Origin of the sequence: Pontibacter sp. SGAir0037 (assembly GCF_005491705.1) — a bacterium.
In the GTDB taxonomy this organism is placed as follows: Bacteria; Bacteroidota; Bacteroidia; order Cytophagales; family Hymenobacteraceae; genus Pontibacter.
In genome coordinates, this window is the sequence record NZ_CP028092.1 from 1,003,284 (window position 1) to 1,025,448 (window position 22,165).

The window sequence follows — 22,165 nt, forward strand, 5'->3', positions numbered from 1 at the left end:
GGGTGCAACTAATTTATTCTGGAACGTACTGACTACGCATCTAAAACAATCATATATGAACAATATTCAACAATACGCCATCGGTGTAGATATCGGAGGAACTAATACAAAATACGGCATTGTGAATCACCGCGGTGTTATTAGTCACAATGGCAGGCTGTCCACCGCCGAATATGCTACAGCAGAAGCGTTTGTAGAAGCGTTGTATGCTGCCTTGGAGCCATCTATTGAAGAGGTTGGCAAACAACATATCAAAGGCATCGGTATTGGGGCTCCCAATGCCAATTACTTTACAGGTTCTATAGAACATGCCCCTAACCTGAACTGGAAGGGCATTGTCCCTTTTGCCAACATGATCAGCGAAAAGTTCGGTTTGCCTTGCTCTATCACCAACGATGCCAATGCGGCAGCTGTGGGTGAAATGACCTATGGCGCCGGAAGAGGGATGAATGATATAATTGTTATTACGCTTGGTACAGGAGTTGGAAGTGGTATAGTGGCAGGCGGCCACCTGATCTATGGTCATGATGGTTTTGCTGGTGAATTAGGCCATACGATCATCCGGCCGGGCGGTCGGAAGCATTGGTCTACCGGCCTGTGCGGTTCCCTGGAGGCTTATGCATCAGCCACAGGTATTGCCATTACAGCCAAAGAAATGCTCGCAGAAGCCAAAAGCCCAAGCTTGCTGCACGAGTACCCGCTGGAGGCAATCGACTCTAAAGCTGTTTTTGAGTGTGCGCAAAAAGGAGATGCCCTGGCAAAAGAAGTATATCGCTTTACCGGACAAATTTTAGGTGAATCGCTGGCTAACTTTGTCATGTTTTCATCGCCTGAGGCTATCATTCTGTTTGGAGGTGTAACCAAAGCCGGTGATATGATTATGCAGCCTGTGCGCGAGCACATGGAGAAGAACCTGCTGCCGGTGTTCAGAAACAAAGTGCTGTTAACATTCAGCGAATTGCACGAAGCCGATGCTGCTATTCTGGGCGCAAGCGCTCTGGTATGGGCCATGAAGCTGAAGTCTTAAGAGCAGCTAATGCCCAAAATGCCCCTTGCTTAGGTAAACCAGGCTGAACAACTGCGGTTGTTCAGCCTGGCTGCCAGATAACCTGGATGAACTTCTCATCTGTATAATATTAAACAGGCCACTCATCCTGCTGAGGAAAGAGGCCCTGCTGCATGGCGGCTATCTCTGGTTTAGTGCACAGGCAGCTTTCGAGTTCCTGCCTGATTTCTGCTTCATCCAGTTCCTGCCCAATAATCACCAGCTCATTCTGCCGGTCACCAAACTCTTTACTCCACCTCGACTCTATGGCTTGCCGGTGTTCCAGGTAAGACTCGTACTGCATGCGTTCTGCAAAAGGCATGGAAGCCCACCAGACGCCGGCACTCTCTGCACGCAGCGAGCCACCGGCCTGACTCCAGTTCAGTGCCTGGGCCGGCCTGGAGGCGATCCAGAACAACCCTTTGCTACGGATAATGTTGGCCGGGAAATTGGTGTTGATGTACTGCCAGAAGCGCTCCGGGTGAAAGGGACGCTGATCGCGGAAAACAAAAGAACCAATGCCGTACTCCTCGGTTTCAGGTTTATGCGTGCCTCCCTCCAGTTCTTTTTGCCATCCCGCATAAGATCCTGCCCGGTTAAAGTCGAAAAGGGCGGTATGTAATATTTCTTTAGGGTTTACCTTACTAAAACTGGACCGGATGATTTTTGCCTGCGGATTCAGTTTTTTTATAGCGGCTTCCATTAAGCCCGCCTGTTGGGGTGTTACCAGGTCCGTTTTGTTTAGTAGAATGATATCAGCAAATTCAACCTGGTCGGTGAGCAGGTTTACAATGGTGCGATGGTCACCATCCATATCTGTCATTTGCCGGTCCTGAAGGGTATCTATGCTGCCAAAATCTTTTAAGAAATGAAAGCAGTCTACAACCGTTACCATACTATCAATATAGCTGAAGCGCGTGAGGTCGATGCCGCTCTGTTCGTCGACATAAGAAAATGTCTGAGCCACTGGTACGGGTTCTGAAATGCCGGTACTCTCAATGAGCAGGTAGTCGAAGCGATTTTCTTTCGCCAGCTTTTCAACCTCCAGCAGGAGGTCTTCCCGTAAGGTGCAGCAAATGCAGCCGTTGCTCATTTCCACCAGCTTTTCTTCGGTACGGGAGAGGGCTGTCTGGCTTTGCACAAGCCGGGCATCCATATTCACTTCGCTCATATCATTTACAATTACAGCTACTTTTAAGCCCTCCCGGTTGTTCAGGATGTGGTTGAGCAATGTAGTTTTGCCGCTCCCCAGGAAGCCGCTCAGGACAGTGACAGGAAGTTTTTTCATGTAAGTCAGGTTGGTTTAAATGTATGAAAGCCCAAACATACATGGTTGGTTTATTGTTTGCAACTATGTTGCAAATAATAAGCCAACTGCTTCAGATTGTCAGGCTGGCTTAGATTTTCTGTTAAATTTTTGGATGAACTGGATGCGCCTTGTTGTTTAATAAAAAAAAATATGCACCTTTGTTGCATATGTAACAGGGCATTTTCTTTTCTGAAAATGCTGGTATGCTTGGATTAATGAGACGGAAGAAGCTATACCTATGCGCTTAACCTTTAGTGAATAGTGTGCCAGTAAAAGCTTAGCTGCTGACGGAGCCAGATGAACAGGAGAAGATAAAATTTAGAATCAAACAATAACTTAACCACAGATATGATAAAGTCAATCAGCTTGCTATTTTTTGCCTTTCTTCTGTTCATTTCTAAAGGAAACGCTCAGAGCGTTTGCTTTGAAAACTACATGGAAAAGATTGTAATACCTTCTCAGAAAGCCTTGGAAACGGCTAAGACTGATAAAGAGCGCGACTCTTTAAGATTTGCGCCGTCGGATGAATTAAAAAGGCTGGTAGGTTGCACAATGCCAGACTTTACGGCGCAAACCTTAGAGGGGAAATCCATTAGCAGGCAATCATTAAAAGGTAAAGTAGTGGTGATGAACTTCTGGTTTATTGGGTGCAAACCCTGCCTGGCAGAGCTTCCTGCCTTAAATACACTGGCAGACCAATATAAAGATAAAGAAGTGGTCTTTATTGCTTTTGGGAGAGACTCTCAGCAGCGGATTACGGAGGAATTCCTGACTAAGCACGAGTTTAAATTTCAGCACGTTGCAGATGGTAAAAACTATGCCGACAAGTTCCTGGCTTCGGCAGCCGGATTTCCTTTGAGTCTGGTATTCGACCAGAACATTGCAATACGTTTATTCAGGTGGTTATATAGATGAAAGAGCAAAGACAGCTATTTTCAAACAGGTTTCGCCTGTGATTGCCCAATTGCTCGGTTCTGTAACCGGCAAATAAGCGAAGGTTCCTTAAAGTTTACCTGATAGTACTGCAGGTTCATACAATCTCAAAAATTTTCTGCCAATACATAACTCCGGCAGTTAATTAAGCTTCTTCTTTGCCGTAGCAATCTCCCCGATTTTATAACTACTCCTATACAAAGACCGCCCTACTCCCACAGCGTAGGGCGGTCTTTGTGTTATCAATTTTTGAAAGTCAGGTAAGGAGAAGAACTGCCAGTACAGTGAAGCCGGGCATCTTAAAACGGTTCGAGTTGCTTTCCCGGTTTTGGTTGGTATTTCTTGCATTGCCGGATGTGCAGGAGGTGGCACCCTATCAACCCAAAGGAGGCGGCGTAAGCTGCATATTCAAAAACTGGGATAGCTTCGTGCAGCAGGAGTGCTATAGTTAACAATGCAAAAAAGGACCAGAATAGCACCACAAGGCTACCAGAAGTACACGTGCGGGTGGTCATGAAACAGGCAACGAAGCTGAAAATCAGAAAAGCATAACTATAATGCTGCCAGTATTCGTGGTCGTTTGTTGTAAAACCGAACGGCAGGAGAAGCAGGAGTGGGGGCAGTATGCAGTGTACCAGGCACAGGCCTGCACTTAATATGCCTAACCAGTCGGGGGTAGTTTTTTTGCTTTGGAGTCTAAGAACTTTATCTTTCATTGTCATCATGCCACAAATCTACAAAACAGTTTTTCTTTTGCAACATAGTTGCAAAAGAAAAACTGTTTTGTAGATTTGTGGAAAAAGAAAGTATGATCAGAACACAAGCACTTCGGTACAGGTACCCACAGAGCAGAGACATGGCTTTTCCGGATCTTGCCTGTGGAGCGGGGGAACATTTGTTGCTGTTGGGAAGATCGGGTATCGGCAAGACCACCCTGTTGCATTTACTGGCAGGGCTTATACTTCCGCAGGAGGGGGAAATCTGGATCAACGGTACAGATATCACTAACTTAAGTACGACAAAGCTTGATAAATTCCGGGGGCAGCATATTGGGCTGGTTTTCCAGCGTCCGCACTTTATGCAGGCATTATCGGTGAGGGAGAATCTGCTGCTGGCGCAACACCTGGCCGGTTTAAAGCAGCAGGAAGAGCGGGTAGAAGAACTGCTCTTCCGCCTGGGTTTGCCAGGAAAATCAAACCGACGGGTACAGGAGCTGAGCCTGGGTGAGCAGCAGCGGATAGCTATAGCCCGCGCTTTAATAAACACGCCAGGTGTAATTATCGCCGATGAGCCTACCTCTAATCTGGACGATCACCATTGCCTGCAGGTTGCCACCCTGCTAGAGGAGCAGGCCCAACTGGAACAGGCAGCACTACTCATTGTCACACATGATCAGCGCCTCAAAGACAGGTTTGTAAATCAGGTACATCTATGAATTTAATCAAACTGAGCCAGCGCCATTTACTGGCAAAGCCATTGGGCACATTTCTAAGTATTTTATTGCTTACCCTGGGAGCAGGCATCATCTCATTTCTGATCCTGCTGCACCTGAGTCTGGAAGACCGCTTAAACCGCAACATTAGCGGCATTGATATGGTAGTGGGTGCCAAGGGCAGTCCGCTGCAGCTTATTCTATGGAGCATTTACCACCTGGATTCCCCTACAGGCAACATCCCGCTGCATGAAGCAGAAAAATTTGTTAGCAATCCTTCTGTTGAAAAAGCCATTCCTCTTGCTTATGGAGATAATTTTCAGGGATACCCTATCGTTGGCACCACCATTCAGTACGTGGAGCACTATAATGGAGAAGTGGCAGCGGGGCATTTATGGCAGCAGCCTTTCGACGCCTGTGTGGGTGCCGCAGTAGCCGAGCGCCTGCAGCTGCAGATTGGAGACACTTTTTCAGGCACACATGGACTTGCTGCCGAGGGCGGTCATGTGCATAACGAAAGGGCCTATCGTATAGTGGGCATTCTGGCTCCGGCTAACTCAGTTCTCGATCAGCTGGTGCTAACAGCTATGGAAAGTATCTGGCTTTTGCATGAGCACGACAGCCACAGTGTAGAGGAGCCAATCGAAGTGGCGTCTGCAACAGATCATGCAAATGAGGACGAGCGGCACCATCCTGCAGAAGAAGTGCATGCACCTGGTGCCAGGCAGGAAATTACTGCCATGCTAGTTAAATTCCGTAACCCAATGGCAGCTTTGCAATTGCCAAAAAAGATTAACACAGAGAGTAATATACAGGCGGCTTTGCCTGCTATTGAGGTAAACCGCCTCTTCACACTACTAGGCTTTAGCGTGGAGGTGTTACAGGCAATAGGCCTGCTCATTATGGCTGTTGCAGGCATTAGTGTGTTTGTGTCGCTGTATAATTCTTTAAAAGACCGTCAATACGAATTAGCTATTATGCGCACTTTGGGCGCCTCCCGTTTCGATTTGTTTGCCATGGTGATGCTGGAAGCATTGCATCTTTCTATAGCTGGTTTTGTGGCCGGTCTGCTCCTGAGCCGCCTGGGCATATTCATCCTTTATAACATACTGGCAGATATGGTGCACGGAAACCTGTATCGACTGGGCCTGCAGGCAGATGAAATTTACCTGCTGTTGATTTGCCTTTTGATTGGCTTTATGGCCGCCTTACTGCCTGCCTGTCAGGCTTTATCTACTAATATTTCCAAAACACTTTCTCATGCATCATAAACTGAAAAAAATTCTTGGTCTGGTGTTCGTGCTCTGCTTGTTTATAGGAGCAGAAAGCCAGGCACAGCAAAAAATAAGCTGGGAGCAACTGCAAGACGTTAAGTTTAAGCGGAGGTACAATGCAACATATGATGCCTTCTTTCACTACCCCGTTTTCGGCAACAAAGTGAAAGCACTGGAAGGCAAAGACGTAATTCTGACCGGCTATATGATTCCGCTTGATGTTGCAGCCGGGATGTATGCCCTCTCCGCCGTGCCGTACAGCATGTGCTTTTTCTGTGGAGGAGCCGGACCAGAAAGTGTTTTAGGCCTGATCTTCAAAAAGCCCGGCAGAAGGTACAGGACTGATGAATACATTTCCTTCAGGGGTACATTCCGCCTAAATGCTGCTGATGTAGAAAACTTTAACTATATTCTGGAAGAGGCAGTGCTGGTGCCTTCCTAATATTAACCTGCTTTACTTTCTTTTATCTGTGCCAGACAGCAAAAGCATCTGGTCGGATAAGGAAATCATAACAATTCCTTAACTTTATAATTGCAACATAATTGCAGTAAGGGTATATATTGCTCTGGCATTCCTTATTACGAACACATAATATCATGAAAAGGCGCGATATCTTACGCAATGGTTTATTAACCACTCTGGGGTTTACCCTGGCACCCGGCTTCAAATCGCTGGCAGAAACGGCAGGTAAAAAAAGGCCGGCTGCAGGAAAGTCTAAAAACATTATCCTGCTGGTAAGTGACGGCATGAGCATGGGTACCCTGAACATGGCCGACCTGCTGTTGCAGCGAAAGGAGGGGAAAGGCTCGCACTGGCTTCAACTCTACCGTGAGAACAAGGGCCACCGTGCGTTGATGGATACGGCTTCGGCCAATTCTTTAGTCACTGATTCGGCAGCAGCCAGTTCTTCCTGGGGAGGCGGCATGCGTGTAAACAATGGCAGCCTTAATGTAGGACCTAAAGGAGAGAAGCCGCAACCGATCTGGCAGAAATTCAAGGCAGCCGGAAAGGCGGTAGGCTGCGTTACGACTGTACCCATTACGCATGCCACACCGGCCGGCTTCTGTGTGAACAGCTCCAGCCGGAATGCCCAGCCCGAAATTGCCCTGGAGTACCTGAAGCTGCAGTTCGATGTAATGATGGGTGGGGGACTGGAATACTTCAGTCCGGCAAAACGCGAAGACAAACAGGACCTGCTGCAGGCGTTCCGTGCCCATAACTTTGATGTAGCCACCACACGACAGCAGATGCTGCAGCTAAAGGGGCAAAAGCCGGTACTGGGGGTTTTTCATGAAAACGGGTTGCCTTATGCCTTAGACCGTGCAAACGACAAGCAACTGCTGGACAAAACGCCTAGCCTGGCCGAAATGACGCAAACTGCCATCAACCTGATGAAGCGAAACAAGAATGGCTTTGTGCTGCAGGTAGAAGGCGGTAAGGTGGATTGGGCCGCACATGCCAATGATGCTGGCGGGCTGTTATACGACCAGCTGGCTTTTGATGAAGCAGTGGGCATAGCACTCGATTTTGCCGAAAAGGACAGAGAAACGCTGGTTATCATGACCACCGATCATGGTAATGCCAACCCGGGCCTGATTTACGGCCAGGATGTGAACAAGCATTTCGATACCATTCAGCAGCACCGGCACACCAACGAATGGGTGCTGAACCAGCTGACAAAATCCTCAAAGGTAAGTATGGTGCAGGATTTATTTGCTGAGGCGCAGGGCATCCGGATGAAAGAGGAAGATGTAAAGCTATTGCTGAGCCACTACGATGCCATAAATGATGTAGATATTTATAACCCTCGCAAACTTCCTTACAAGCTGCTCGCCGATATACAGCGCCAGTATACCCAGGTGGGGTGGGCCAGCATGGACCATTCTGCCGACTATGTGGAGCTGGTGATGCATGGCCCCGGAAGCGAACTGTTACCCCCGTTTCTGAAGAACTACGAACTGCACAATTTCATGCTGCGGGTAGCGGCCATGGAAGAGCGTTATCTGACGGTTGGGTAATTTCTATGCATGTAAAAAAGCCGTGGCTGTGAAAGGCGCGGCTAAAAACAGTCACTTCCTATTTTCTATAAAAAATCTGAATACTGCTGACAAACTGTTGTCATTACAGGCCTGTAGCTTTGAGGTATCGTTTCATCAAAAGCAAAAAAATGGATACAACAGTTAAAACAATGGGAAAAGCGACCGTTATTACCTCTGCTGAATTGCTGGAGCACTGGCAGGGCCATAGGGGGCTGACCCGACGTGTGATTGAAGCTTTTCCGGAAAAGGAGCTTTACGAGTACTCCCTGGGCGGCATGCGCCCCTTCGGAGATATGGTACAGGAACTGCTCGCCATCGCAGTGCCGGGCATCAGGCAAATAGCAGGCGGCCAAACTGAAGCCCTGCACGAACAACTGGAGCAGGCTAAAACCAAAGCCGGCATACTTAGGCTTTGGGATGAGGCGACAGCAGAATTGAATAAGTACTGGGCGCAGGTGCCGGATGAGAAATTCCAGGAGCGTATACTGGCCTTTGGACAATACGAGGGAACAGTATTGTCTACCGTCTTATACTTTATCGATAATGAAATTCATCATCGGGCGCAGGGGTATGTATATCTGCGAACCTTGGGGATTGAGCCACCTTTCTTTTGGGAGAGATAGATTGAGCTTATCATGAAGACAGTGCTTGTATTTAAAACATCGGTCTCTACTTGCTGCTGTGCGCTGCAGGTGAAGCCTTTGCTGGACGAGCTGATGGGCAGTGGAGAAACCTGGAACTTTGATCTGGAGGATTGCGACCGCATCCTCCGGGTCGAAGCTGTTTCGCTACAGGCTTCCATCATCATTCGCAGTCTGAACGAAGCGGGCTTTGCCTGTGAGGAACTGGAGGATTGATAATCTGCAGCCTTACAGATTCGCTTTAGCACTTTCCAGCAGTTGGCTGACCCGTTCCCGAAAGCTTTCGGGTTCTACAATTTCAGCGCAATCGGCAAACATGAGGTACCATCGGGGCAGTGCGTCCTGTATGTCTGAAGTCATGAAGGTCATCTCCACCTGGTCCGCCAGAATTTTCTCTTCCACAAAGCCATAGTATTTGCGCCCCGTGCTCACGTATTTGGCCACCTCTTTATCTACCCGGATAATGACCTTTATGCTTTTAGGAGGAAGATTGGTTTTCCGGTGGTCGGCCAGGGTGCCATGGTCTTTTGTAAAGGCGTTTTGTGTGAGCTTTATCCGCATCATGCGGTCGGTGCGGAATTGCCGGTAATCGGATCGCAGGTGACAGTAGGCCAGCACATACCAAAAGTTATTTTCGTGAAAAAGACCCACCGGCTCAATAATGCGTTCAGTTTGGTCATCGGTATAGGATGCCTGGTACTGCAGGCTAACCTGCTTTTTTTCAGCAATGCTGTCGATAAGCACGTTTAGCGCATCCGGGGCATGTTTGTTGAACAGTTCTTGCGAGGAATCTACCCATATCTGCGCCTCCAGCGCAGCCACCCGCTCCCGGGCATGGCTCTTCAGCACAGATTTTACTTTATACATAGCCGACTCGTAGTGGGCACCAAGAGCCCTGTCGCTGAACTTCTGCATCAGTTTTTCGGCAGCGACAAAACTGGCAGCTTCCTCAGGCGTGAACAGTACGGGAGGAAGGCGATATCCTTCTACCAGGGAGTAGCCAACACCAGCCTCTCCTGTAACAGGAACCCCTGCTGCCTCCAGCGACCGCACATCCCTGTAAATGGTGCGCAGGCTTACCTCAAAACGGTTGGCCAGTTCCTGCGCCTTAATCACTCGCCCTGACTGCAGGTGAATTAAAATCGCTACAATGCGATCAAAACGATTTAGATTTTCCTTTTCCATAGCGCCGCCAGTATTTGAATCAAAAATAACGTGAAGCAGCCAATGGGGCAAATTTAATAAGGCTTTGGTGCCAGTTATGGTGGTTCTGTTTAAAGTGTATCGGTAGGAAAGTTTTCTTTCATCGATTGAGCTTATTGTTTTTATGTTATAGAATATGCATATTTGTTGCATGTGCAATAGAGTTTCAAAAATGATGAAATGCATCGGGGTCTTAAATAAGGCTTCTGCGATACTCCTGTTGCTGATTTTTATATGGACACTAGCTGTTCCAGTTATACATACTCATCCAGATACCGAAGAATCAAGTTCTTCTTATCATGAAGAAATTGAGCAGGCTTCGGTGCACAAGCAGTATATAAAATGTATGTTCTGCGAAAGCATGTTGCACAAGCATAAAGAACAGTATACCTTAAGCCATTCTTTGGCATTTACCGTTTTCAAAGCACCTGTAATAAAAAGTGTCATCACGTACAAAGCAGGTGTCTCCCAATTATCCTTTCTATCCTGGACAAACAAAGGGCCTCCGCAGGTATAGCCTTCTTCATGCCTGCCCGTAGGTACAGACTATATTTTTAGCCTTTTCATGCTTTAGCAGCGGGCTGTATCCCAATGCCTATGTAGGTATACAACAGCCTGCTTAATTGCCGATTCCTTTTTATGCTGGCTTTTGGAGATTACTAGATTTTTTCTGCAAGGGAGCAGAGGATAAAGGGCTGAACCCACTCCTCCGAAATCCAATGAGCACCAGCAGGTATAGGCAGGCTTTCATGTTACCAAATTCCTTCCTTTATATTTAAGAAAAACAGCATCCTATGTTAGAAGCTATTCAACTTACCAAAACGTACCAGAACCATACTGCGCTGCACAACCTGAACCTGCAGGTGAGGCCAGGGGAAATCTATTGCCTGCTGGGCCAAAACGGAGCCGGTAAAACTACCACCATCAACTTGTTTCTTGGTTTTACAGAAGCAAGCACTGGAAAAGCAAAAATTAATGGCGTGGAAGTAAAACCAGGCAGCCATGAAACCAAAGCCTTTGTCGCTTATATACCGGAGGTCGTGATGCTGTACGGAAACCTGAATAGTCTCGAGAACCTGGACTACTTCAGCCGGCTGGCAGGCTTTAAATACAGTAAGTCCGATCTTAGGCATTTCCTGGCGCTGGCGGGTTTGCAGCAGGATGCATTTCATAAACCGCTTGCGGGTTACAGCAAGGGCATGCGACAGAAAGTTGGTATTGCCATTGCCATTGCAAAACAGGCGGATGTCCTTTTGATGGATGAACCCACCTCGGGCCTGGACCCGAAGGCGACGGATGAATTTACCCGCACTGTGAAGCGACTCGGGGAAGAAGGCAAAGCGGTACTGATGGCGACGCACGATATTTTCAATGCCGTGAACGTGGGCAACAGAATCGGCATTATGCGGCGCGGGGAACTGGTGCACGAGCTTCCGGCTGGCCAGGTCGATGCCAGGCAATTACAGGAGCTCTACCTGGAAACCATCTGATAAGGGAAGGTTACAGAATGCTACTTCTTCTCCTTCACCGGCCTTTATTTAACTACAGATTTTGTACTGACGGGGAATAGCGAAGAAGACATTATAACCACTTTTACGCATCCCTTAGTTTTTAAAAGCTTATCCATATAAATATAGTTCATGATGAAAATAGTGCTTATCGCTTTAAATGAATGGCGCGCTTTAACCCTCAGCCGTGCTTTTCTGATACTCGGAGGGCTGGTGCTGGTACTTACCGCCTATACCATTGTGGCTGGAGCCATGCAGTACAAGCAGGTGCATGCGCACCGGGAAGAGGCACGAGGGTTTATGCGGCAAAAGTTCCTGGGGCAGGGGGAGGTGAACCCCCACAGCGCCGCACACTACGGGCATTTTGTATTTAAGCCGCACGCTTTCCTGCATGTGTTTGATCCTGGTGTAGAGAAGTATGTTGGCACTACCCTACGGTTGGAGGGGCACCGGCAGAATGAAGCAGCTTTTGCCACCAGCCAGAGCCAGTCTTCCCTGGTTCGTTTCGGAGAGCTCGCGTTTGTGTTGCTCCTGCAGGTTATTTTCCCGCTGCTTATCATTTTTACCTGCCACCGCGCGGTGGTGGATGAACGGGCCAGTGGCACCTTAAAGCTGCTGCAGTCACAGGGAATTACGATGCGGCAGTTGCTGTGGGGTAAAATTTTCGGTTACACGCTTGTGTACCTGTTGCTGCTGCTGGTTTGCGTAGTGCTGTTCCTGCTCGTGATCCGTTTTATTTCCGTAGAACCGCAAGGTGCAGGTTGGCAGCTGTTGCTGTTGCCAGGCATCTACGGCATATATTATTTTATCCTGATCATGCTGACGGTATACCTGTCGGCCTGGGCCCGTACTGCCGGAGCTGTTCTGGTGAACATGCTGGGCATCTGGTTCCTGTTTACAGTTATTGTGCCGAAAGCGGCTGCTAACATAGGAGAACAACTCGCGCCTTTGCCTTCTAAATTGGCGGTGGATAGCTGGATACAGGAGGCGAACCGCAACGGCATCGATGGCCACGACCCGAAAAACAAACGAGTAGAGGAGCTTAAAGAGGCGCTGCTGACCAAGTATGGGGTGGAGGACCTGAAAGCACTTCCAGTGAATGCCGACGGCGTTATCATGCAGGAAGATGAGGAGTACCACAACATGGTGTACGACAGGAGTTTTGGTGCGCTTCAGGATACCATACGCAGGCAGAACAGCATTGGCAGCCTGGCTGCTGTTGCAGCCCCTTTCCTGGCTATCCGCAATTTGTCGATGGCAGTGGCCCAGACAGATGTGTACCACCATTTCCATTTCCTGCAGGAGGCAGAAAACTACCGCAGACACCTGATTAAACAGCTCAACGATGAGCATGCCTACGGGGGCTCCAGAACGGGCGACTGGGACTGGAAGGTAAGTGCCTCCTACTGGCAGGGAATAGAGGATTTCACCTACCAACCACCTGGCATTAGCTGGGCTCTGTCGCAGCGCATGCCGGAACTAATGGCACTCGGTATCTGGGTACTGGGGCTGCTACTTCTTATTCAGTTCACATCACCTAAAATACCTGTTTTATGAGCCTCTGGAAATTAATCTGGCAATATGAATTTATAGCGCTGTGCCGTCGGAAAGGCCTGTTGCTGGGCCTTATACTGCTTTTTTTGTCAGGACTTTACGCTATTCATTATGGTCATAGTTTCGTAGAACATCAGCGGGATGTGCTGTACCAGGTGGATACTTTGCAGACAGCTAATTATTCCAAAACCTTTCAGAAGCTCTCCGAAGACACAGTTGCCTTTCCTAAAAAGCAGCCCTACAATGCCTACATGAGCGACTGGGGTACGCAAAAAATGGTAACGTATGCTCCTTCGGGTTTTGCAGCGCTTTCTATCGGGCAGAAGGACAATTTTTCTTTCTACCACAATGTGTTTATCCTCAACAGTGTGTTCAACAACAAACTGCAGGAGATCCGGAACCCTGACAAGCTGCTGGCCGGCAATTTTGACCTGGCATTTGTGATACTGTACCTGTTCCCGTTGCTGGTGATTGCGCTTGGCTATAACGTGCTGTCGGAGGAGAAGGAAAGCTATACCTACAAGCTTTTGAAGGTACATGCACCTTCAGTGCACCGGGTGGTGGTGCATAAACTTACGTTTCGCTTTTTTGTCACCTTTCTGTTGCTGTTCGTTCTGAGTCTGATTGGGTTTGTCGTGAACAGGATTGATGTCGGGGGACAGATGGTAATCTGGCTGCTGGCAAGTAAGCTGTACTTGTTGTTCTGGTATTCGCTGGTATACCTGTTCACTTCCTTCAACACCAATGGTACGGCTAATGCACTCGCCTTGCTTGCCTCCTGGATCCTGGTGCTCCTGTTTATACCGACAACTGTAAACTTTGCCGCCAACCATGATGAGGGGAGCGGACACCTGGAGCTGGTATCGGTGGGCCGGGAAAATAGCAGCATCTACAGCTGGCCTACCCGGCAACTGCTGGACTCCTTATATATAAAATCCCCTGCTTTCAGTAAAGCGAACTATAGCATTAAAGATTCCACTAACCTCAAGCTGGTAGGGTATGTGGAGATGTCGCATGCCCGGTACAATAGCGAAGGCCTCGGGTTACTCGAGCAGCAGCGGCAAACATACGAGCGCACGCTGGATTTCAACATGATTAATCCTGCCTATACCGTGCTCCATGTATTGAACCAGGTGGCGCAGACAGAGCTCAACCATTACCAGCACTATATGAAAGCCGCGCTTGAGTACCAGCAGGCCCGGCGCTACTACATTTTTGATTACCTGCTGGCCGGAAGAACCTTTGGGGCCGATGACTACAAAGGATTCCCACAGTTCGAACTGCAGTTGCCTTCTTACGGGCTAAGTCAAGCCTTCAGGAGCCTTCTGCCGCTCTTTTTCCTGGTGCTGCTGTTTGCAGGTGCAGGTTATTTGTTCTACCGAAAAGTTTAGTTGTTGTTGTAGCTGCTGCAAACATTGTTTGCAGCAGCTCTTTTGCTCCTTATGAAGAATTTATGCTTGCTTCTATCCTAGAGGGTAATTTGAAAGCAGAGAGCTAACATGTCCTTTGCCTGCCTTAGAAGCTTCACCAGGTATTCCTGATAAAGCCAGGTAACACCACACGTTTTGCCTTCATACTGTTCCTCATGCTGGGGCTTGCTTCAGTACCGCAGTCATAGCAGCTATTCCATAGCAGGAGCAGTTACTGACAGGGCAGGTAATCCGCTGGAAGGAGCGACGGTTAGGTTAAGAGCGTTGCCTGGTAACAGTTATCGCAGTCTGATAACGGACGTTCCCGGGAGCTATCGATTCGATAAGCTGCAGGCTGGGAAGTATGTATTGTTTGCTACTTACTTAGGTACGGAAGGCTTTGTTAGTGATACCCTTCTGCTCGATCACAACCTCGAAGAGAAAGCTCTCCCACTGCACATTATACTTTTCGAGAAACAGCATCTTTGCAGGAAGTAACGGTAAAGGCAAAAAGAGAGCGTATTGAGATGGACAAAGTCGCTCTCCAGCGCAACGAATTACCACTACTATGACCGACCGGACTCCCAACGCATCGGGTTGTCGGTGCTGTACCACTTAGGCGGGAAGATGCTAAATAAAAAGGGAAATAGAATTGAAGAACAGGACAGACTATAAACTACTGCTCTTCCAAGTTAAAAATTAGAAATCATGAATTAGAAATGAAACGCTAATCATTGCAACTTGGGCAAATACCGTACGTGATAAAACGGCTGAACTCTCTTATAAAAACCCCTTTGGCAGCTTAACAGGCTGAATGCGATGCTCCTGCAGGAAATAAAAATTATTGCAGCGGGTACAATTAAAATGTATCTGCTGTTGCCCGTTTTCATGCTGCGGTGCAAAGATGTAGGCAGGGGTCCCATTGGCATCAAGCACCTTACAGAGTACGTTTTTCTTCACAAGCGTGATCAATAGCCTGTGTAAAGTACTTCGCTCCATCCGGTTTTCCAAGGCCCGGGCAATACAGGCTTTGGAGGTGGCTTCCCGTCGTGAAGCGATAAAGGCCAGAACAAGGAGGCGGGGCGATGTCTTCTTGAGCCCGCTTTTCTCCAAAAGATTTGGAAGGTCTGAGTAATCTATTTTTTCGAAGCTAGGGTCTGTTTTCATAAGTTTAAGTTTTTAACCATGAGCCATAAGGTGCATCTTCTGCATATGAAAAAAGCAATTAGTCTATTGCCAGGGCGTTTTCACCTGTAGCATCACCTGCCTGAAAAACAGTAAAGCAATCAGGACTCTCCTTCATGAGCGAAAGGCCCGATTGCGTGAACTGCAGAATCTATGACGTACTTGACCGGAATAAACTTCAGAGATTTTGAACTTGGCTCTAATCTTTGTTGGCAGTTTTTGGTAAAACCGCATGCTGCATTAATTCTAGGGCCCGCACCTTTCCATCAGGTTGTGTATACTGCTCGCGTAGCTGCTTATATTGCTCCAGTACTTTCCCTGCCAGGTGATAAACAGCAGAGTCTGCTGCGGCAGGGGTATAATCCTTTGGGAGCGCATACACAAAATGACCATCTTTGCCGCTGTAAACCGGAATCTGGAAGAAGTTCCGCTTCACAAACTGCCCGTCTTTCTCCTGGCTCTGACTTGCCCCTACAAAGAAATTGACAGCATGCGGTGGATATCCGAACAAATGCCCATAACCCCGGAAACGGTCGTTCTTCTTCTCAAACTCTACCGTGTTGATGAGAACCTCGGGCGACACACCCGGTACAAAGCCATACTGTCCGAAGAAAGACTGGTATTCGCGTATCATGCGGTCAACAGCTGATCGGCGGTACACATTGATCTGGATAGCGCGGTCGGTTTTAGAGTAGGCTTTAAAGGGCGACATGATAAATGCCACATCACCAAAATCCAGGGCATTGACCACGCGCTGAAAACGAGCTAGTTTTTCGAGTTGCTGCTGATGCTGCTGGAGGTTAAGTACAGTGGCAGTGCCATCGGGCAGGGAATCGGGTTTGGCTATAGGCAGGTATAAGGTGGTAATGCTGCTCATGGGCTTGAGGTCCGACAGCAAGGTATAGAGCGCCTCGTTGTCGAGACCCAGCAAAAGCAGGGAGTCTGCCAATGCCAGGTCTTGCGGAGACAGCCCGGTGTCTGCGCCTGTGGTACTTGGTAGCGTAGCAACCGGGCGATTTGGAGCACAGCCTGCCAACATCAGAAGAAAAGCAAGTATAGGGAATAGGTTTTTCATTAAATTGTCTTTTAAAAGAAGGTCTTAAGATTAATAGTAAAAACTGATAGAGGAATTCCATCGGGAGCGCGAACCCTGAATGCTGCCTGGTTGTAAGTGCTGCATGCCCAGGCTTAGCCGAACACGCTGTTCTGTCTTAACCGGCACATCCAAATAAGTTAGAAGCCCGCTTTGCCAATAGCTGGCTGAGAGCACACGGTAATCAGGGGCGGTGATCTGGCGTACGATGATGTTATTGCGGAAAGCCTCAAATGTAGCTGCCGGTACATGGTTATAGCCTGCTTCCGGTTGCAAGGTTAGTGTTGCATACCTGAACAGCTGAAACCGGACATGACCTTTTAGGGTGGCGCTGGCACTCGTGATATCATAACTAACGCGTGCTGTGCGGTCCTCCACAAGAAGTTGCGCGATTTGAGGCTGAAGACTTAGCCCCCAGACAGGTGTAGCATTCATGATCTCTCCGTGAGCTATACCTAATACTGCGCTTATTATCTGGCTGCTATGCAGGGCATTGGCCGTAAAGAAGACCGGATCTATGCCTTGTCCGTTGGTATAGGTATAGCGCAGGTTGGCAAAGAGCAGGTGCCGCTCCCCTTGCAGGCTGAAGTCGGCATTGGCCTCGGCAGCCAGTTCTTTAAAAGTACCGGCTGGTAAGGGCTGCATAGCCTTTTCCTGTACCTCTTCGCGGCGCTGTTGTACCTGGGCATTCAGCTGCAACCGTTTTGCCTGCCAGTGCGCTTCGTACTGTATACCTGTCGCTTGCCTACTCCCGTTCGTTTGGCGCTCTGCATTTACCAATGGGGTGCGCGTAAAAGTGCCGGCCCCCCGAATACGATAAACCAGCGCATTCTCCCTCGAGTAAAACCCCATTTCCTGTTCTTCGAAGGTATAGCGCACCTCTGCGAAAGCGCCCAGCAACTTTCCTTCGGACAACCGGTAGGTTAACCCTGGGCGTAGCGCCAGATCGCGGGAACGAAAGAAGGGCTTTGGCTCGAGTGCACGCGCCCCTTGGCCGATGCGGTAGTGTATGCCTATACCTGCTTTTAGCCTACCAAAAAGGGACGGGCTGCTTACCTGCAGGTTTGTTTCCAGAAAGTCCTTGGCCCAGTCGCCGCTCAGGCTATCGGCCCAGGTAAAGGGGTTGCCGCTAAGCGGGTTATCAGTGCCTGCCCAGCCTAACTCCTGTTGCCAGCGTTTGCCATAGCTGAAGTCACCGTAATAGCTCCAGCCGCCCAAGTGGCGCAGGCCTTCAGCATACAGCCCAGCCTGCAGGTCTGTGGCCGCTTCCTGCACGCGTCTGAACCTGCCCTGGCTGCCATTGGCAAATGCGGTGGCTACTCCATATTCGGGCAGGGTGGCTCCAGACAGAGCAGCGGGATTCTGTGATCTTACCCAAAGCGAAACAGGCTGCAGCGGTAAGCGGTAAAGCAAACTGTCGAGCCTGCTCTGCGCCTTTGTTGGCAGGCAGAGCAGCAGCAGGATAATCAGGCTATAAAATTTATTCATAGTAAAAACAATAAGGAGCAGGCATGCTCCAAAGTTGGCAAGCCTGCTCTTTTAGATCAGAAACTGCTTAATTGAAACCTTTCGGAGTTGGCTTTGCCAGCTTCTCAAAATCGTTGGCGGTGTTGTTGGTGTTTTGCAGCACGCGGCGGCCATTTACCGTGTTGCTCGTTTTGCGGCGGAAGTTTTCCATGGTATAGGTGTCGGAGGCGTATACAAAGCCTGCGTCCAGGGCAGTCGGAATGCGCTTAAAGTTGCCGCTCTCCGCATTCTGGAGTCCTTCAAAGGCATCGAGTATCAGGCTGTTGGGGATTTTAATCCGCTCTGAAGTCGAAGAGCCAGGTATAGCCACCTTCTCCAGCGAATTGAAGTCTTCTATTTTGAAGATTACCAGCGCAGGACCAAAAACCGGTACATTCCAGTCGAAGCCGCCTGTAAAGTAGAGCCTCTCCAGATTCGGAACATTTGGTGCGTCTGCGTCTCTGCCGTCCGGACGTTCGTTGTAGGTTTCCCACTCAGCATTCGAAAGGTCTACTGGGCTTGTTGCGTTAGCTTCTTTGTGGTTGATGCCGTCTTGCGCAATGATGATGCTTTGGCCTGGTTGTAACGGACGCTGCGTGCCGGTGCCAGGTATGCGCCAAACAGAGCTTGCATATACGTGGTTTCTATCGCTTTTAAATGGAGTAGGCTCGGAATTGGTGTTTATCTGGCCGGACACGCCATAGATATCGGCAATGCACAGGTTATCGAGGTAAATTACTTCGTCTGAATTGTTGTAAATTTCTACAAACTGGTCAGAGAAATACGTGCCGCCGCTCGGGGTTCTGGAGCCGGTATAGTATACTTCTTTAAATACCAGTGCGCTGATAATCGAACTACCCAATTGCAGCTCCACTTCTGAAATCGGGTTTTGTGGCACCACCATCACACCCGTCTGGCTGGCGTTCAACTCAGTTTTCTGACGCGCACCAGTCAAGGTATAGGCCTCCTCCGGTGAAAGTGAGCGCGTGGCAGCTACGGTATAAGTACCAGGAATTACATCGGTAAAAATAGCTACACCATTCTGAGTGGCGTCTCCGATGGTGATTGTTTTTACTTCCCCATTGTCGCTACCTGTAAGCGTAACCTTGGTGTTGGTGGCAACGGACTGGCTGTAGTTGTCAGGGTTGGTAACGCTTACCTGCACCGTTACGGTAGGTATAGCATCATCTTTTTTCTCGCAAGACCAAAAGGCTACGACTGCGAGCAACAGCATAAGAATGGAGGCTGCTTTTTTCATCATGGTAATTGGGTTTTAAATTGAATTGTGTATTAGAAAAGTATTGAATGATTTACAGTGTAATGTGCAACTCAGAGCCAAAAAACAGCACCGGGTTGCGCTGGCTGAACGTGTTTGTGCGTGGGCTTTGGTAATAAGGGCGGTGTGCCACAAAATTGTTGGCATAGAAAGAGAAGCCGTAGCCTTTTCCCCATTCCTTGGTTAGCCGCACATTGAAGAGCCAAAGTGGAGGCTGCTTTTCCCAGGTGCTGTAGGTGATGCCTATACCGCGCCGCAGGTTTGTGTACTCGTCTTGCATGGCCTCCTCCGGACTTAGCTTCACCACTTCTCCGCCTGGCTTGATGTAGGCCACCGGGTAGGGGCTCAGATCGTTCGACTTGTTGCGGTCTATCCAGATGGTTTGCGCCAGTGCCGAGAATACAAAGCGCAACTCAGGTATGCGGTGTATCAGGCGCACACTGGTGTTCAGGCGCTCCGACACCACATCACGGCCTGTCCGGTAAACTGGCACCCGCTCCGGGTTTTGGTTAGAAGCGCTGAGTACACGGTTAAAATCCGGGAATTCGCCACTGTCGAAACTGTTGGTGCGCAACCAGGCCCCGTTGATGTTGAAGGAGGTGCGGATAGCCCGAATCTCGGGTATGTTCAGGCTATACTCTATACCTGTATTGTTTGAATTTCCGGTGTTTGCAGAGGTATCGTAGGCCCCAAAAGCTTCCTGCTTGCGATTCGGGTCCACGGCCAGCACAGGAGGCTGCCCCTCCGGTGTTTCAACGGCATACAGCACGGGCATGATAAAGCCCAGTAGTTCACGGCGCATCCCATAGCCGTTCCGTAGTTTCTCGCTAAAAAAGGTTACAGTGCCGGACCAGTCGCCGCGCCGGAAATCCAAGCCCACTTCATTTTTGGCAGAGGTGGCAGAGGTAAAATGCCTCGTCTGTGGCTCTATTACATAAGTAGTCATCACCACCAACCGCTCCGCAGGGTTGCGGGCATAGTAGTTGAAGTTTACGAAGTCGAAGTAACGGTTGCCCGGATACAGGAATTGCAGGGGCGGCGCTTTGGAGGTAAGGCCATGCCCGGCGCGCAGCCAGATAGCAGGCAGTATTTCCAGCGAGGCATTCAGGCGTGGGGCCAGCACCCTGCCATAGTGCACGATGTTGTCGTGGCGCAGACCTATTTGCAGCAAATAATTTTTGTTTAGCATGGAGCCGGATATCTGGTCTTCCAGATAAAATGCCAGTTGGTGAAGTGGCGGAACCTCCCGGTACGAACGAGGCCTGTCACCGGCGCTGTAGTTCTGGCGCGGTGGTCGGGTCGGATCAAACTGGCGGCCATCCCCGAAGTTGGCGTCGGTGCGCCACTCGCTGCCCAGGCTCAGGCGGTGGCGTGTGCCCAGCAGCTCACGCACGGCATTCAGTTCCAGCCGGCCATAAAGGTTCAGTGGCTTGCCCGACACACTGGTTGTGTTCAGGTATTCACTCTCACCGTAGCGGGCCACCTTTGTAGTATTGTGCATGGCGTCTGTTACCGGAAAAATATCCCGTGTTACCAGGTCCTGGAAATAGCTGTCTTGTTGGCTGTAGGAGCCCGATAAGGTATACTGCACCTGCTGAAGCCAGCCAGTACCCACCTGCCACCTGCCGTTGGAGCTGAGTAGCAGGCCGCGGTCGTTGGCATAGTGCCTGGTCTGGTAGCGGAGGTCGTTGGGGTCTTGTTTTTGCTGGTCGAGGGTGCCGTAGAGCATGAGTTTGGTGGTGGTGCTGAGCTGGCGCTCCGGCAACCAGAAGCGTGTCCATTTCAAGTCGGTGCTCAGGCGCTGGTAGCGCTCGGTGGGGTTGCGGACCTCGTCCTGCGCCGTGGTCAGGTCAGCCTCTATGTTCAGGATGTCACGGTCACCCAGCTTAAAGCCGGCTCCGAATGCTGTCTGTATCATTTGCGGATTAAAGCGGCCACGGAGCTGCGGGCGAAAAGCCCCCGCGCGGGTATTGACCAACACGGCTCCCGAAGTCAGGTCACCGTGGCGGGCAGAAGGTATTCCCCGGATCACCTCCACTGACTCGATATTTTCAGCCGGAATCTGGCGCAGGTCCATACCGCGACCGGCCACCGAGGAGAAAGGGGGCAGGGCAGTGGGGCCTGAGTTTAGGATGGTGACATTGCTCTGCAGGTTCGCATTGTTGGATAGGGGTACATTGTCGAGCACAATGGCCGTGCCGAGCGCGTTCATGCGGGCTGCCTCCGGATCGGAAGTGGGAGCCTGGCGCAGTAGCGCCTGCTGGGCCACACTCAGGTTTGGGTTTGTTGCCAGCTGGCCGGGTAGTAATTGCAGCACATCAGCCAGGTTGGTTGGCTGTACGTGTTCAATGGCTTTGCGCTCGATCATGGAAGTCGAACCGACTTTCGCCTCCGTCGCCGTGATCTGCACTTCTTTAAGTGCAAGCGAGTTAACCTCCAACTGTACAGTTACCTGCGTCTCGGGTTGGCTGAACTGCAGCGTGTGCAGTTTGGTGGCATAGCCGATTCGCTTGGCCTGCAGCACTGCCTCCCCATAAGGCACCCCTTCAAATCGAAACTGGCCATCGGTATTGCTGATGGCCCAGCGATCGGTGCCCTGCAGTTGCAGCATCACATCAGCCAATGGCTCCTGGGTATCGGCACTGAGTACGATACCCGTAATAGCTCCACGCGTTTGAGCAACAGTTGTGTGGCAAAGCAGTAACAGGAGGGGCAATAAAGCTAAAAAAGGGTATTTATTTCGCATATAGATTAAGC

The 22,165-nt window shown here is 49.6% G+C and carries 21 protein-coding genes; 13 read left to right on the forward strand and 8 right to left on the reverse strand.

Features of this window, described 5'->3' with window-relative positions; translation table 11 throughout:
• The first annotated feature begins 55 nt into the window (after nucleotides 1-55).
• Nucleotides 56-1,027, forward strand: coding sequence for an ROK family protein (locus C1N53_RS04045; protein WP_137758103.1), 972 nt, complete (start codon nucleotides 56-58; stop codon nucleotides 1,025-1,027).
• Between the two features lie 109 nt (nucleotides 1,028-1,136).
• Here the strand turns inward: C1N53_RS04045 and C1N53_RS04050 are convergent, their stop codons facing one another.
• Nucleotides 1,137-2,333 (reverse strand): GTP-binding protein, encoded by a 1,197-nt coding sequence (locus C1N53_RS04050; protein ID WP_137758104.1) that lies wholly within the window; start codon nucleotides 2,331-2,333, stop codon nucleotides 1,137-1,139.
• 456 nt (nucleotides 2,334-2,789) lie between these two features.
• On the opposite strand from C1N53_RS04050, the gene C1N53_RS04055 reads away from it, so the two are divergent.
• Complete coding sequence (locus C1N53_RS04055) at nucleotides 2,790-3,269, forward strand: TlpA disulfide reductase family protein (RefSeq protein WP_168193954.1); 480 nt, start codon at nucleotides 2,790-2,792, stop codon at nucleotides 3,267-3,269.
• Nucleotides 3,270-3,586: 317 nt separating this feature from the next.
• On the opposite strand, the gene C1N53_RS04060 is transcribed toward C1N53_RS04055, so the two are convergent.
• Nucleotides 3,587-4,003, reverse strand: coding sequence for a MerC domain-containing protein (locus C1N53_RS04060; RefSeq protein WP_168193955.1), 417 nt, complete (start codon nucleotides 4,001-4,003; stop codon nucleotides 3,587-3,589).
• 77 nt (nucleotides 4,004-4,080) lie between these two features.
• Here C1N53_RS04060 and C1N53_RS04065 point away from each other — a divergent pair, with 77 nt between their 5' ends.
• The 6 genes from C1N53_RS04065 (at nucleotide 4,081) to C1N53_RS04090 (ending at nucleotide 8,890) form a co-directional block, all read left to right on the forward strand.
• The gene (locus C1N53_RS04065) at nucleotides 4,081-4,722 is read left to right on the forward strand and encodes an ABC transporter ATP-binding protein (RefSeq protein WP_371415952.1); all 642 of its coding nucleotides are present in this window, start codon (nucleotides 4,081-4,083) and stop codon (nucleotides 4,720-4,722) included.
• On the forward strand, nucleotides 4,719-5,990 hold the full coding sequence (locus C1N53_RS04070) for an ABC transporter permease (protein ID WP_137758107.1): 1,272 nt from the start codon (nucleotides 4,719-4,721) through the stop codon (nucleotides 5,988-5,990). Before C1N53_RS04065 ends, C1N53_RS04070 begins: the two co-directional genes overlap by 4 nt.
• A complete protein-coding gene (locus C1N53_RS04075; protein WP_240773380.1) occupies nucleotides 5,980-6,435 on the forward strand; it encodes a DUF3299 domain-containing protein in 456 nt (151 codons plus the stop codon). The genes C1N53_RS04070 and C1N53_RS04075 overlap by 11 nt, the downstream gene beginning before the upstream one ends.
• Nucleotides 6,436-6,590: 155 nt before the next feature.
• Complete coding sequence (locus tag C1N53_RS04080; protein ID WP_137758108.1) at nucleotides 6,591-8,012, forward strand: alkaline phosphatase; 1,422 nt, start codon at nucleotides 6,591-6,593, stop codon at nucleotides 8,010-8,012.
• A gap of 149 nt (nucleotides 8,013-8,161) precedes the next feature.
• Nucleotides 8,162-8,656 (forward strand): DinB family protein, encoded by a 495-nt coding sequence (locus C1N53_RS04085; RefSeq protein WP_137758109.1) that lies wholly within the window; start codon nucleotides 8,162-8,164, stop codon nucleotides 8,654-8,656.
• 12 nt (nucleotides 8,657-8,668) lie between these two features.
• Nucleotides 8,669-8,890, forward strand: a complete 222-nt coding sequence (locus C1N53_RS04090) for a hypothetical protein (protein WP_137758110.1) — start codon at nucleotides 8,669-8,671, stop codon at nucleotides 8,888-8,890.
• A gap of 12 nt (nucleotides 8,891-8,902) precedes the next feature.
• On the opposite strand, the gene C1N53_RS04095 is transcribed toward C1N53_RS04090, so the two are convergent.
• Complete coding sequence (locus C1N53_RS04095) at nucleotides 8,903-9,859, reverse strand: YafY family protein (protein WP_137758111.1); 957 nt, start codon at nucleotides 9,857-9,859, stop codon at nucleotides 8,903-8,905.
• An 812-nt stretch (nucleotides 9,860-10,671) separates the two neighbouring features.
• Here C1N53_RS04095 and C1N53_RS04100 point away from each other — a divergent pair.
• The 5 genes from C1N53_RS04100 (at nucleotide 10,672) to C1N53_RS22460 (ending at nucleotide 15,023) form a co-directional block, all read left to right on the forward strand.
• Entirely contained in the window at nucleotides 10,672-11,367 is a 696-nt protein-coding gene (locus C1N53_RS04100) for an ABC transporter ATP-binding protein (protein WP_137758112.1), read from the forward strand.
• Between the two features lie 150 nt (nucleotides 11,368-11,517).
• Entirely contained in the window at nucleotides 11,518-12,942 is a 1,425-nt protein-coding gene (locus tag C1N53_RS04105) for a DUF3526 domain-containing protein (protein ID WP_137758113.1), read from the forward strand.
• Entirely contained in the window at nucleotides 12,939-14,330 is a 1,392-nt protein-coding gene (locus C1N53_RS04110) for a DUF3526 domain-containing protein (RefSeq protein ID WP_137758114.1), read from the forward strand. The genes C1N53_RS04105 and C1N53_RS04110 overlap by 4 nt, the downstream gene beginning before the upstream one ends.
• 204 nt (nucleotides 14,331-14,534) lie before the next feature.
• Complete coding sequence (locus tag C1N53_RS04115; protein WP_168193956.1) at nucleotides 14,535-14,846, forward strand: carboxypeptidase-like regulatory domain-containing protein; 312 nt, start codon at nucleotides 14,535-14,537, stop codon at nucleotides 14,844-14,846.
• A gap of 24 nt (nucleotides 14,847-14,870) precedes the next feature.
• The gene (locus C1N53_RS22460) at nucleotides 14,871-15,023 is read left to right on the forward strand and encodes a hypothetical protein (RefSeq protein WP_168193957.1); all 153 of its coding nucleotides are present in this window, start codon (nucleotides 14,871-14,873) and stop codon (nucleotides 15,021-15,023) included.
• A 105-nt stretch (nucleotides 15,024-15,128) separates the two neighbouring features.
• Here the strand turns inward: C1N53_RS22460 and C1N53_RS04120 are convergent, their stop codons facing one another.
• The 5 genes from C1N53_RS04120 to C1N53_RS04140 form a co-directional block, all read right to left on the reverse strand.
• On the reverse strand, nucleotides 15,129-15,515 hold the full coding sequence (locus tag C1N53_RS04120; protein ID WP_137758116.1) for a hypothetical protein: 387 nt from the start codon (nucleotides 15,513-15,515) through the stop codon (nucleotides 15,129-15,131).
• A 217-nt stretch (nucleotides 15,516-15,732) separates the two neighbouring features.
• Nucleotides 15,733-16,608, reverse strand: a complete 876-nt coding sequence (locus C1N53_RS04125; protein WP_137758117.1) for a hypothetical protein — start codon at nucleotides 16,606-16,608, stop codon at nucleotides 15,733-15,735.
• Nucleotides 16,609-16,638: 30 nt separating this feature from the next.
• Complete coding sequence (locus C1N53_RS04130) at nucleotides 16,639-18,114, reverse strand: DUF6850 family outer membrane beta-barrel protein (protein ID WP_137758118.1); 1,476 nt, start codon at nucleotides 18,112-18,114, stop codon at nucleotides 16,639-16,641.
• Between the two features lie 67 nt (nucleotides 18,115-18,181).
• Nucleotides 18,182-19,393 carry a DUF4876 domain-containing protein gene (locus C1N53_RS04135; protein ID WP_137758119.1) on the reverse strand — a complete coding sequence of 404 codons (1,212 nt, stop codon included), beginning with the start codon at nucleotides 19,391-19,393 and terminating at the stop codon, nucleotides 18,182-18,184.
• A gap of 49 nt (nucleotides 19,394-19,442) precedes the next feature.
• Complete coding sequence (locus C1N53_RS04140; RefSeq protein ID WP_137758120.1) at nucleotides 19,443-22,154, reverse strand: carboxypeptidase-like regulatory domain-containing protein; 2,712 nt, start codon at nucleotides 22,152-22,154, stop codon at nucleotides 19,443-19,445.
• Nucleotides 22,155-22,165 lie beyond the last annotated feature (11 nt).

Coding starts and splice junctions, on each gene's coding strand:
- C1N53_RS04045 (WP_137758103.1), top strand. CDS start 56: ATGAACAATATTCAACAATACGCCATCGGTGTAGATATCGGAGGAACT.
- C1N53_RS04050 (WP_137758104.1), bottom strand. CDS start 2,333: ATGAAAAAACTTCCTGTCACTGTCCTGAGCGGCTTCCTGGGGAGCGGC.
- C1N53_RS04055 (WP_168193954.1), top strand. CDS start 2,790: ATGGAAAAGATTGTAATACCTTCTCAGAAAGCCTTGGAAACGGCTAAG.
- C1N53_RS04060 (WP_168193955.1), bottom strand. CDS start 4,003: ATGAAAGATAAAGTTCTTAGACTCCAAAGCAAAAAAACTACCCCCGAC.
- C1N53_RS04070 (WP_137758107.1), top strand. CDS start 4,719: ATGAATTTAATCAAACTGAGCCAGCGCCATTTACTGGCAAAGCCATTG.
- C1N53_RS04075 (WP_240773380.1), top strand. CDS start 5,980: ATGCATCATAAACTGAAAAAAATTCTTGGTCTGGTGTTCGTGCTCTGC.
- C1N53_RS04080 (WP_137758108.1), top strand. CDS start 6,591: ATGAAAAGGCGCGATATCTTACGCAATGGTTTATTAACCACTCTGGGG.
- C1N53_RS04085 (WP_137758109.1), top strand. CDS start 8,162: ATGGATACAACAGTTAAAACAATGGGAAAAGCGACCGTTATTACCTCT.
- C1N53_RS04090 (WP_137758110.1), top strand. CDS start 8,669: ATGAAGACAGTGCTTGTATTTAAAACATCGGTCTCTACTTGCTGCTGT.
- C1N53_RS04095 (WP_137758111.1), bottom strand. CDS start 9,859: ATGGAAAAGGAAAATCTAAATCGTTTTGATCGCATTGTAGCGATTTTA.
- C1N53_RS04100 (WP_137758112.1), top strand. CDS start 10,672: ATGTTAGAAGCTATTCAACTTACCAAAACGTACCAGAACCATACTGCG.
- C1N53_RS04105 (WP_137758113.1), top strand. CDS start 11,518: ATGATGAAAATAGTGCTTATCGCTTTAAATGAATGGCGCGCTTTAACC.
- C1N53_RS04110 (WP_137758114.1), top strand. CDS start 12,939: ATGAGCCTCTGGAAATTAATCTGGCAATATGAATTTATAGCGCTGTGC.
- C1N53_RS04120 (WP_137758116.1), bottom strand. CDS start 15,515: ATGAAAACAGACCCTAGCTTCGAAAAAATAGATTACTCAGACCTTCCA.
- C1N53_RS04125 (WP_137758117.1), bottom strand. CDS start 16,608: ATGAAAAACCTATTCCCTATACTTGCTTTTCTTCTGATGTTGGCAGGC.
- C1N53_RS04130 (WP_137758118.1), bottom strand. CDS start 18,114: ATGAATAAATTTTATAGCCTGATTATCCTGCTGCTGCTCTGCCTGCCA.
- C1N53_RS04135 (WP_137758119.1), bottom strand. CDS start 19,393: ATGATGAAAAAAGCAGCCTCCATTCTTATGCTGTTGCTCGCAGTCGTA.
- C1N53_RS04140 (WP_137758120.1), bottom strand. CDS start 22,154: ATGCGAAATAAATACCCTTTTTTAGCTTTATTGCCCCTCCTGTTACTG.